The 10,962-nt window shown below is 41.9% G+C and carries 10 protein-coding genes; 3 read left to right on the plus strand and 7 right to left on the minus strand.

Going from position 1 to position 10,962, the window contains the following annotated elements; genetic code table 11:
* The first annotated feature begins 67 nt into the window (after positions 1–67).
* From ccmC to ccmE, 3 genes are all read left to right on the plus strand, one after another.
* Positions 68–856 (plus strand): heme ABC transporter permease CcmC, encoded by a 789-nt coding sequence (ccmC, locus tag HCZ91_RS10640; RefSeq protein ID WP_179799362.1) that lies wholly within the window; start codon positions 68–70, stop codon positions 854–856.
* 16 nt (positions 857–872) lie between these two features.
* On the plus strand, positions 873–1,103 hold the full coding sequence (gene ccmD / locus HCZ91_RS10645; protein ID WP_102094072.1) for a heme exporter protein CcmD: 231 nt from the start codon (positions 873–875) through the stop codon (positions 1,101–1,103).
* Between the two features lie 243 nt (positions 1,104–1,346).
* Positions 1,347–1,847, plus strand: a complete 501-nt coding sequence (gene ccmE / locus HCZ91_RS10650) for a cytochrome c maturation protein CcmE (protein ID WP_102091822.1) — start codon at positions 1,347–1,349, stop codon at positions 1,845–1,847.
* A 100-nt stretch (positions 1,848–1,947) separates the two neighbouring features.
* Here ccmE and HCZ91_RS10655 read toward each other — a convergent pair whose 3' ends face one another.
* From HCZ91_RS10655 to HCZ91_RS10685, 7 genes are all read right to left on the minus strand, one after another.
* Complete coding sequence (locus HCZ91_RS10655; protein ID WP_102091823.1) at positions 1,948–2,796, minus strand: aldo/keto reductase; 849 nt, start codon at positions 2,794–2,796, stop codon at positions 1,948–1,950.
* A 325-nt stretch (positions 2,797–3,121) separates the two neighbouring features.
* Entirely contained in the window at positions 3,122–4,099 is a 978-nt protein-coding gene (locus HCZ91_RS10660) for a MetQ/NlpA family ABC transporter substrate-binding protein (protein WP_179799363.1), read from the minus strand.
* Positions 4,100–4,267: 168 nt separating this feature from the next.
* Entirely contained in the window at positions 4,268–4,954 is a 687-nt protein-coding gene (locus HCZ91_RS10665) for a methionine ABC transporter permease (RefSeq protein WP_179799364.1), read from the minus strand.
* A gap of 19 nt (positions 4,955–4,973) precedes the next feature.
* Positions 4,974–5,744 (minus strand): methionine ABC transporter ATP-binding protein, encoded by a 771-nt coding sequence (locus tag HCZ91_RS10670; protein WP_057761581.1) that lies wholly within the window; start codon positions 5,742–5,744, stop codon positions 4,974–4,976.
* A 256-nt stretch (positions 5,745–6,000) separates the two neighbouring features.
* Positions 6,001–8,130 (minus strand): sensor histidine kinase, encoded by a 2,130-nt coding sequence (locus HCZ91_RS10675; protein ID WP_179799365.1) that lies wholly within the window; start codon positions 8,128–8,130, stop codon positions 6,001–6,003.
* Positions 8,131–8,215: 85 nt separating this feature from the next.
* Positions 8,216–8,938 carry a response regulator transcription factor gene (locus HCZ91_RS10680; RefSeq protein WP_057761578.1) on the minus strand — a complete coding sequence of 241 codons (723 nt, stop codon included), beginning with the start codon at positions 8,936–8,938 and terminating at the stop codon, positions 8,216–8,218.
* A gap of 260 nt (positions 8,939–9,198) precedes the next feature.
* On the minus strand, positions 9,199–10,428 hold the full coding sequence (locus HCZ91_RS10685) for an HlyD family efflux transporter periplasmic adaptor subunit (RefSeq protein WP_179799366.1): 1,230 nt from the start codon (positions 10,426–10,428) through the stop codon (positions 9,199–9,201).
* Positions 10,429–10,962: the final 534 nt, after the last annotated feature.

Here is a 10,962-nt window from a genome sequence, read left to right on the forward strand (position 1 = left end):
GTTGATAGTGGTGCTTTTATAGACCGCATCCTTTATCGCCAGTAAGCTGTGTAATAGGTTTCTTCCCATGCCCAACCTGAATAACGTCTCATCCCCTAGCTTGTGGCAGCGCATTTGGCAGGGTTTCTTGACCACTGTGGGTACCAAGCAGTTTTTTCGTATCTTTAGCCCTTGGGTCAAGTGGTTAGCGATACTAGCCAGTCTCTGTTTGCTCATTGGTAGCGTATGGGGCCTTGCTTTTGCGCCGCCTGATTATCTTCAGGGTAATAGCTATCGCATTATATTTATCCATGTGCCAGCGGCCAGTCTTGCCATTTCTATCTATTTTTCCCTTGCGGTCTTGGGGGTAATTTATTTGGTGTGGAAGATTAAGACGGCCAGTCTGGTCGCGCAGGCACTTGCTCCGATGGGGTTTTTGCTGTGTGTCATCAGTTTGCTTACAGGCTCTATCTGGGCAAAGCCAACATGGGGTACTTACTGGGTATGGGATGCACGTCTTACGTCAATGCTGATATTGGCGTTTTTGTACGCGGGCGTGATGGCATTGTTTGCTGCTTTTGAGCATACGGCCAATCGTGGTAAAGCAGCTGCTATTTTATCTATCGTGGGTGCAGTGAACCTACCTATTATCAAGTACTCAGTAGAGTGGTGGAATACCTTGCATCAAGGCGCGACCTTTAGTTTGACCGCCGCACCGAAGATGTCGGCAGATATGTGGATGCCATTGTTACTGATGATTATCGGCAGCTATTTACTGGTTGCGACATTAGCGATTTATCGTACCAACACGCTGATTCTATACCGTGATCAAAGCAAAGCGTGGGTTAAAGAATACATTCGTGGTCAACACAAATAACGGCTAGGAAAATACTATGCAGCCTTACTTTTATAGCGTATCTGAGTTTTTCGCCATGGGTAAGCATGGGGTTTTTGTGTGGTCGTGCTGGGCGATAACGATCGGCGTGATGTTGGCATTTATTATCTATAGCCGCAGACAGCGACAGTCACTTATCAAACAGCTGACCATCCAGCAAGCGCGTCAAGCACAACGGACGACCAAAACCTCAACGCCTGTGACTTCTGTGATTAGGCAATCTGAATAAAAATCATCTTAATATCATGGTTTTAGCGTAAGAAACCGTATCCTTACACTGACAAAAATATGACCTTATAGGCAGTGATGAGGCTTATTGATTTGTCTGAAAAATGCTACCATATAGCAATTAGAAGAGTACGATTAGAAAGACATTTTTAGAACGTTTTTCTAATGGTAGTTTCTTCAAAATTTTCTGTTTTGTAGATTGATAATGGTTTATAAAACAGTGACTCATTAATGGGGTAGTGGTATGAATGCAGTTCGTCGGAAAAAACTGACGTGGGTTATGTTTACGCTGGCAGGTGCGGCAGTAGCAGTTATGTTGGTTATCTATGCCATCGGGCAGCAAACTGACTACTACTTTGATGCAACTGCGATTGCCCAAGGTGAAGCGCCTCAAGACAAACGTATTCGTGCTGGTGGTATGGTGGTTGCCGGTAGTGTGCAGCGTGCAGCAGACAATCCATTAAATGTTGAGTTTGCGATTACTGATTTTCAATCGACCGTGCCAGTGACTTACCAAGGTATCCTGCCAGACTTATTTGCTGAAAACTCAGGTGTCGTGGCTACGGGTAAAATGCAGGGCGATACTTTCGTTGCTGGGGAAGTACTGGCTAAGCATGACGAAAACTATATGCCACCAGAAGTTGCTAAATCTATGAAAGAAAATAATCGCAGCGGAGCGATACCTACTTCTGAACAGTATAATCCTGCTGAAAAGATTCATGAGACCGAAACGCTACAACAGTAATGATTTTGAGCTTTCATACCATATAAAAAAGCCACCGATTATCGGTGGCTTTTTATTGAGCTGTGTTTAGCTAATCAGCTAATCGTACTTATTAACCCTGTTAGTCATCCCATACTGGGCTATAGTCAGGATGTTCAATTTTACGACCGTCAGAGCTGGCTAGGTTACCGATTTTTTCTAACTCATCTGCACTTAACTCAACCTTGATGGCATCTAGATTGCCTTGCAAGTGATCAGGATTAGACGTTTTTGGAATGGCTACACGATGCTTGTCTGACAAGATCCAAGCTAGTGAGATTTGTGCTGGTGTTACGTTATGCTTATCTGCAATCTCTTTAATTACTTCGTTATCAAATACATCACCACGTGCTAATGGCGAGTAGGCTTCTAGTAGAATATGATGATTATTCAAAAAGGTCTGCAATGTGTTTTGCTTAATGAACGGATGAAACTCTACTTGGTTCACGACGATAGGCACATCAGCATATTTCTTGGCTTCAATGATATTAGCAATATTGAAGTTTGAAACACCAATATGACGCGTCAAGCCTTGCTTTTGGAGTTCACACAGCGCAGGAATGGTCTCAGATAATGGCACGCGGTCATCAGGCCAATGCAATAGCAATAAATCAACATAATCGGTACCCAAATCTTCCAAAGAACGTTTTGCTGCTGCGACCAGTTTTTCTGGCTCAAACTTCATATCATCTGGAAAAATCTTGGTAGTCAAAAAGAACTTATCACGAGCCACGCCTGACTGTCTGATACCTTCGCCAACTTCTTTTTCGTTACCATAAGCTTGAGCGGTATCGATATGCTCATAACCCATTTCTAACGCTTTTTTGACCACGTCTACGCAATCTTGTCCAGTTGACTGCCAAGTACCTAGCCCTAGGATTGGGATATTTGCTTGTCCAGCGGTACGAATATTATAGTTTTTAGCGCTCATATTATTATCCTTGTTATGTGTATCTTATAATTTTCATTCGTTTTAAATGTTATCAATAGTATGGTCTAACGAGTAAATTACTATTGAGCCTGTCCACTATAAGAAAAACTAAAGACAAGTGGAAGCGTGAGTGACGGTTTCCTACAAAGGGCAAACAGGCTGTAACGTGATTTTTGATAGTTATTCAATGCACAGTTAGTCTTTTGATAACCTATTGGAAAACAGCATTCCTAGAATAAAAGACAAAAAAACGCCCATCACTCTAAGTAAAGGGCGTTTCTATTAATCATAACACCTAAAAAACTAGGTACTTTGATTTAAAGTCTTATTGAGCAGCAGCTTCTGCAGTTTCTGGAGCGTCAGCGCTTTCAGTTTTAGCAGCAGTGTCCGTATGTGCGCTATGATCAGTACCCCAGATTTTTGGGTACTTGTAGCCAGGGAACGTTTCATGAGCATACTTTTTGAAAGCTTCTGAGTTATAAGCGTTGGTCACATCTTCAACCCATTTTTTACCAGTATCAGCAGATTTGATCGCTGACCAGTTTACATAAGCAAAGCTTGGCTCTTGGAACAAGGCTTCGGTCAATTTGATACCAGAGTCGGTAGCATAGTTACCGTTGATAACTGCGAAGTCAACTTCATCACGCGCGCGTGGTAATTGAGCAGCTTCTAGTTCAACGATTTCGATATCGTATTTGCTGTTATCAGCGATATCTGCTTTTGATGCTGTCAATGGATCGATATCGTCTTTTAGCTTAATCCAGCCAAGATCGTCCATCATGACCAACGCACGAGCAAAGTTACTTGGATCGTTCGGTGCAGACACACTCATGCCTTTAAATGCTTCATCTAGGCTAGATTTTTTACCTGAGTAGATACCAAGTGGTGCGGTTGGTACTTGGAATACTTCAACAAGATCAAGGTTGTTCTCTTTTTTGAAGGTATCAAGGTAAGGCTTGTGCTGGAAGATGTTGATATCCAAATCGCCTTCAGCCAAAGCAAGGTTAGGACGAACATAATCAGTAAATGCAATCAACTCAACTTCATAACCTTGAGCTTCAAGCGTGCTCTTTACTTGGTTACGAACCATATCAGCAAAATCGCCTTCAGTCGTACCGATAACGATTTTGGTATGATCAGGATCGATATCGCTAGCGGCAGTTTCTGCAGTGGCACCTTCGGTTACTGGCTCTTTAGTCGCTTCTGGCGCTGATGAATTGCTGCAACCAACTAAGACTAGACCTGATACACCAACAGCAGCAAATGCGGTAGCTAACTGACGGCTGATATCTGTTAATTTCATAATATGTCCTTAATAATGAATGGGGTTGAGTAAAACGTTTATCGTCTGAACATTAAAAAAGCAACATTATAAATAGTAATGCTGCTTTTTATGAGCGCTGAGATAAGGGTTGAGTGTTGCCAAAAATAAACCTAGTCGCTCGCAATGTCAAGTATTCTCTAAAGCGGTTTAACGTTTGTCTAAACGATTGGCGAGCCAGTTGCCAGAGGCTTGAATCGATATAACCATGATGGATAGTACAATCACGATAAAAACCATTACCTCGGTCTGATAGCGATAATAGCCATAACGAATGGCCAAATCACCCAAACCACCACCGCCAATCATACCAGCCGCCGCTGAGTAAGAGAGCAAACTGATACACAAAATGGTGACAGAGAGTACCAACCCTGAGCGCGCTTCATTGAGCAGCACTTTGATGATAGTAAAAGGCCTGGCGCCCATCGATTCGGTCGCTTCAATAATACCGCGCGGCACTTCACGCAAATTTTGCTCGACCAAACGCGCAAAATAAAATGAACCTGCAATCGCCAGTACGAGCGATGCGGCAATCGGACCAATACCAGTACCGACGATGGCCTTGGTAAATGGACTCATCGCAATCATCAAAATAACGAAAGGGAAGGCGCGCATAAAGTTAGTAATGCCGCCGAGTACGCCATATAGTGTTTTGTTTTGCAAAAACTGACGATCACTAGACAAAAACAAGAATACGCCAAAGAGCCCACCGATAAGGATGGCGACCGTAGTTGAAATACCAAGCATCACGAACGTATCAATAAACGCGCTCACGATCTCTTTGCGTAGGGCAAGCAACTTGTCTATAGAGGCGGATAATTCAGTACCAGTTAACATATCTATTTCTCCTGCCTCATTAGTCCTCAACGACTAAGCCTTTGCCAATCGGGGTGGTTGCTTGAATCAGACCATCTCGCACATCCGCAACTTCTAATAGTTGTCCTTGATGCAATAACGCTGCGCGATCACAAAGTCTACGAATAACACTCATCTCATGGGTCACGATGACGATAGTCACGCCAAGCTGCTCATTGATATCACGCAGACAAGTCAGCAAACTACGGGTCGTTGCAGGGTCAAGCGCACTGGTTGGCTCATCGGCCAACAATACTTTTGGACTAGGGGCAATCGCGCGGGCAATACCCACACGCTGTTTTTGTCCACCTGACAACTGCGCAGGATAGTGACCAGCACGATCGGTCAAATCAACAATCGCAAGACAATCCATAACGCGCTTATGAATGTCGCGACTTGGATAACCAGAGATTTTTAAGTTAAATGCCACATTGTCAAAAACAGTTTGATTAGACATCAGATTAAACTGCTGAAAAATCATACCGATATTGTGACGGGCAATGCGCAGCTCACTGGCAGACAGCGTGGTTAGGTCAGTACCGTCTATCACGACTTGACCCGAATCTGGACGTTCAAGCATGTTGATTAGGCGCAATAAGGTAGATTTACCTGCACCTGAATAACCCATTAGACCAAAGATTTCGCCTTGTTTGATAGTCAGAGATGTCGGCTCAACAGCGGTAAACCAATGTGGTTTGCCGTCTTTGTCTTTGATTGATCGGTCGCTTAAAAAACTTTTGGTCACATCGTTTAAGACAATCATGTCATTCATGGAGGGCTCAAAATTTAATAAATTTTTTAATGGTCAAAAACGCGTCATCAGGCCTCTTTCAATATGTAAGAAGCTCGTCAAAACGACAACAGTCAATAACCGTATAATAAGGGGCGGTAATATAGCATATTATCAGGCACTTTGGATATGCACATACGTGTCCGGCTTATGATTAATAGCTATTAAGAATAAGCAGTTAAAATGGCAAATTTGAAGGTGACAGCGTGATAGCTATCTATATAATGATGGGGATTGATTACTCGTGATAGTTGTAATGAGGGTCATGATGAATTGGGATGGTTACCAAAAATCTAGTATGACCATTTAGCGTATCTGTAATAATGCGCCCTTGATGAGCGGTAACGATTTGTGAGACTAACGATAACCCTAATCCAGAGCCTTTATTTTTTTGCTGCAAACGTACAAATGGACTGAAGACTTCTTCTCGTTTGCCTTCAGGGATACCAGTGCCTTCGTCGATTACAGCCAGCACGGCATATTTTGGCAGAGGACGTTCAGGTTCAGTTTTGGCTTTTTTCATATGCTTGGCAAATAAGCCTTCTTTACGCACAACTGCGCCTGAGCTCTCATGGTTTGAACTGTTAGATTTGGCGTCATCTTTCGTATTGTTTGAGCCATTATTTTTAGTAGCGGCATCAGTAATAGAACTATCTGATTTTTGAACACTGTTCTCGATAAGAGTGCCAGTATTCTCGCTTTCTACGTTGCTTATAGATCTTATTGATGCTACTTCAGTCAAGCTAGCGTTGTTAGTAGTATCAGTGTCGCTAGCAGGTTCAGTAGAATCTGGAACAGCTTTCCAAATAACTTTCTTAATTCTGTCAGTTAACTCACTGGTAAAGCTGTAATAGTCAGCAAGTAGTGATGATTCGCTAGTAGTGGGTTGGGGTTTGCTAGCACTGTCTATCAAGCTTTCATCTGAAAGGCCGTTATCAATACTGACTTCATCATTGCTCTCGTTGCTCTCGTGGCGAGCAGCTATGTCTTCACCGTTTTTATAGATAGTCGGCGTTGGTAGCTCTGCTATTGAGTCAGTCGTTTCTGATTTATTTTTATCAACTGCACTAGTGGCTTCATGTTTAGCAGTGTGGTGCTCAATTACTTTAGCATCAGCGTTTTCTTCATAATCGTCAAAGTCTAAACTGTTGTAATCGACAAAGCTGCTGCATAGCACTGTTTGTAATAGATAGTCGGGCACAGTTCCAGCTTCTTCCATGCTCTGAACACCGTATAGCAATACCGTAACAGGTGGCTTGCCATGTAGCATAGCGTTGGTAAGTAAATTACGAATCAAATGAGTCAACATTGATGACTGACCATCTATCACGATGTGCTCACCAATCAGAGTAGCTTCAGGATAGTGCTGACGTTCTTGATTTACCAAATCGTATAAATCGAGGTTTTCAACTTGCTGTAAGGCATGTCCCGCATCCAAACGGCTAACCAGTAATATGCTTTCTACTAAGTCATTAAGACCTGATAAGTCTCTATTGATCGCTTGTGCCCGTTTATCAAACTTTGCTTTGGTATCAGTTGGTAGTGCACCAGCCAACATATCCATCATTTCAATCTGTAGACGGATACGCGTAATAGGTGTGCGTAGCTCATGAGAAGCATGTGCCAGTAGCAAGTTATTGGCATCAATTAAGTGTTCAATTTTTTGTGCCGCTTGGTTGAATCCGCGTGCTAATGCAGCGATTTCATCATTACCACGCGCATTCACTCGCACCGTAAAATCACCATCACCCAATTGAGTCATTTGTTGGCTTAACTGGTCAATACGCCATGTCATCGTCCGTGCAATCAACCATAGTACACCTGCCATAATGAGCAAAAGTAGTAGCGTACCAGTGAACAAGTTCAAGGCTGCAGAAAGGACAGGTTTTTTAGGCGTTAGACGTGATTCGTATAATAAGGTGTAACCCGTACTGCTATACACTTGGGCTTGCTTGGTAGGTGACGTGTCTGCAAGTGATGGAAAAACGCGCGAGAACAAAGACGGGGTAGGGGGAAGCTCTAGGGGAAGATCGCTATTGTCAGTTTGCATGAGTAGCCGACCTTCGCTGTCATACAATCCCATTTTTGCTTGCAGTGATTCATCAAAAATATCGAAACTTTTCTTAACGACAGCCAGCATAAAACGAGACTGCAAACGATTGTCTTTACTGATGGAGATATTTAATTCGTGCAGGAATGGATCGATTTGACCCAGAATCTGTGTGGCTAATATTTCTGAGCGAATACCAGCGTCTTTATCATGAACAAGTTGGGTCAACAGCACCATTGCCACTGCAAATAAAGTAAGTGCCAGCATAACGCTGGCAAATAGTTTGGCAAATACGGAACGAAAACCCAATTGCTGCATTAAACGATCTCTATTATTAAACGCTTGTACCGACTCATAGTACAGAGTTTACACCATGAGTCAGCTAATTAGGCATCCTTTACGATTACACCTGATCAGTGGCAAATTGATAGCCGACGCCGCGTACGGTAATAATACGCTTTGGCTGACGTGGGTTGTCCTCGATCAAAGCACGTAGACGCGAAATATGTACATCAATTGCACGGTCAATATTGTCTGAGCTGTCATCATTTGGCATCGCTTGCCAGAGTTGCTCACGATTCAACACCTTGCCAGAATGAGTGGCAAAGTAGTGTAACAACTGAAACTGATGCGTGGTTAAACGTACTGGTTGGTCATCGATAGTGACTTCATGACTATCAGGGAACACACTCAAACGACCAAAAGTTAAGCTGTCTGATTGGCTATCGGCTTGATTTGGTTGCTCATGACGACGAATAACCGCACGGATACGAGCTAATAGCTCACGTGGCTCAAAAGGCTTGGCGATATAATCGTCAGCACCCATCTCCAGCCCCAACACTCGATCGGTTGTATCGCCTTTTGCGGTCAGCATGATAATAGGTACTTTATTGGTCATGTTATTCTTGTTGCCACGAATCTTTTGACACACTTGCATACCGTCCATATCAGGTAGCATAAGATCCAATACAACCAAGTCAATATCGCGCTCTTTGGTGTCTAATAAGTCGAGACCTTCTTGACCAAGACCAGCATGATGCACATCATAATAGTTCATGGTCAAATAATCGCTGATCAGCTCAGCCAAATCTGGATCGTCTTCAATCAATAAAATCTGCTTACTCATGGAGTGTCCTCTAATTGTTATTGTGATTTATAAAAAGTATAACGTTTCTGGTAATAACGAGTTGTTGGTAATGATAAATAGTTAAACTATTAAGCCTCTACGTTTTCAAATATACAGAATAGCGCATAATTAAATGTGAGTCGTATTTTAATACTCGGATAATGCTATATATAGTAGGGTCATATTGCCTAATTATGCTGTTACAAAACAAGAGAAGCTTTGTTAATGTTTCTACGCAATGTAACTGTCAACGTAAACTATTACGACACAATAACTTTTTTACCTTTAGAATCTACAGGTAAGTCAGCCAAACAAATTAAGCTATCATTACTCACACCTGCTATCAAATACTGCTGCGTAGTAGGGTCGTATTCAACTACCTCAATAGGTTGGCGTGTTAAACGCTGATCTTGACCTATAATCCAAACATTAGCAGTCAATGGTTGTAGCGGCATATAAGGAGGAGTTTGCAACTCTGTCAGATCAACATCATGTAGCGCGCGCTTAGGTACGATAGTGCCTACATCTATTTGACCATAGTTGACGCGCCCTGTGACTTTCATATTTGGCAGTAACTTATCACGACTAACTTCATTGTCGATGACATTAACATAGACCAAGAGCTTTTTGGGCTGACTGGTCGATACCAGTTTACTGACCTGTCCCGTAAACTTGTCTGAGATACCTTCGGCGGTAAAATTGACTGTTTGGCCAACGGAAAGCTGTGGTTTGGCTTGTATAGGCAGGGTAGCCATAAAGTGCAGTTTGGTCTCGTCACTGATCTGTAGTAGAGACGCGCGCGCCGCTAGCTGTTGTCCTGCATCAGCAGATAAGTTTTCTACCCGACCCGAAAAGCTGGCATGAATGGTAATCGAATTATACGGTGCACCTTGTTTAGCAGTATTAACGTCTGCACCCTGATTAGTAGAGGTATTGCTATCAGTATCTATCGCAGAATTTGCTTCTAATGTTTTATCATTTTCACTATCAGTTTTTCTTACAACAGCAGTGTCTGCGTCTGGCGCAGCTTGTGCAGATTTAGCATCGAAGTTTTGCGTATCTTCTTGATTGTTTTGATTAGTACCCCCTGATTCTGAATTACCTTGTTCAGGCTTTTTCAAATCTTCAGCTTTGCTAGCCGTGCCCGTACGTCTAAAGACAAGCAATGGCGTGCCTTTTTCTACCCATTGACCTTCACTAACCAGTGTTTTTTCTATACGAATCGGATGTACCGCAACAAATGTGGTCTGCTTGATAGGTTCGATATTACCTTGTAATCCGAGACTTGGCTGATACCTTGAAGGTTTGATACTCAAGATATGTTCTGGCGTCATTGTGACACTATCACTTGTGATGATAAGTGGCGTGTCAGCGGTCTCTGCTTCAGTGTCAGTAACAGTCGATTCATTTACAGGTGACGGCTGACAAGCTGCGATAAATAGTACGCTGAATAAATAGAGGATTTTTCTTAAATGTCTAGAAGCTGTCATAGCAGTCACCATTGTAATCGTCATATTATTATATAGTGAATTGTAACGCGGTGGAACGACTGTAAGATATTTACTAAACTTAAGAAAGCTGATAATTCAAGTATTAAGGAAAGTTGAAGTTACACCTTTAATAAATAAGAACAGCTATTTGTGATACTAATGAGTTCGAACATAATTTTACTAATTACTGGAAAAGCAATAATAACTGTGCTAAAACAAACACTATAAAATGCATTGATACATTTTTATTACAAATGAAAATTATCCAGTAATATTATTGCCAGTTATATACAATACAAAAATATAATAACGCTACTTTCAATTCAAATTTCAATCTATTTATATGTTGAAAATTGGATTTATAGTTAATTGGAATAATTTTTATATTTGACTTTCTTATTAGATATTTGAAGGGTAAGTTAACCTATAGTCAGTCCAAAATAGAAAAGGTACAATGCTTTTAAACCAAGCAAAGAGAAATATAAAAGATGACCTACTCAGCAGATTTTCGAGCACAAGTTATCAAAAACATTG

It is taken from the genome of Psychrobacter sp. BI730 (assembly GCF_013414195.1).
Classification (GTDB): domain Bacteria; phylum Pseudomonadota; class Gammaproteobacteria; order Pseudomonadales; family Moraxellaceae; genus Psychrobacter.

Coding starts and splice junctions, on each gene's coding strand:
- ccmC (WP_179799362.1), top strand. CDS start 68: ATGCCCAACCTGAATAACGTCTCATCCCCTAGCTTGTGGCAGCGCATT.
- ccmD (WP_102094072.1), top strand. CDS start 873: ATGCAGCCTTACTTTTATAGCGTATCTGAGTTTTTCGCCATGGGTAAG.
- ccmE (WP_102091822.1), top strand. CDS start 1,347: ATGAATGCAGTTCGTCGGAAAAAACTGACGTGGGTTATGTTTACGCTG.
- HCZ91_RS10655 (WP_102091823.1), bottom strand. CDS start 2,796: ATGAGCGCTAAAAACTATAATATTCGTACCGCTGGACAAGCAAATATC.
- HCZ91_RS10660 (WP_179799363.1), bottom strand. CDS start 4,099: ATGAAATTAACAGATATCAGCCGTCAGTTAGCTACCGCATTTGCTGCT.
- HCZ91_RS10665 (WP_179799364.1), bottom strand. CDS start 4,954: ATGTTAACTGGTACTGAATTATCCGCCTCTATAGACAAGTTGCTTGCC.
- HCZ91_RS10670 (WP_057761581.1), bottom strand. CDS start 5,744: ATGAATGACATGATTGTCTTAAACGATGTGACCAAAAGTTTTTTAAGC.
- HCZ91_RS10675 (WP_179799365.1), bottom strand. CDS start 8,130: ATGCAGCAATTGGGTTTTCGTTCCGTATTTGCCAAACTATTTGCCAGC.
- HCZ91_RS10680 (WP_057761578.1), bottom strand. CDS start 8,938: ATGAGTAAGCAGATTTTATTGATTGAAGACGATCCAGATTTGGCTGAG.
- HCZ91_RS10685 (WP_179799366.1), bottom strand. CDS start 10,428: ATGACAGCTTCTAGACATTTAAGAAAAATCCTCTATTTATTCAGCGTA.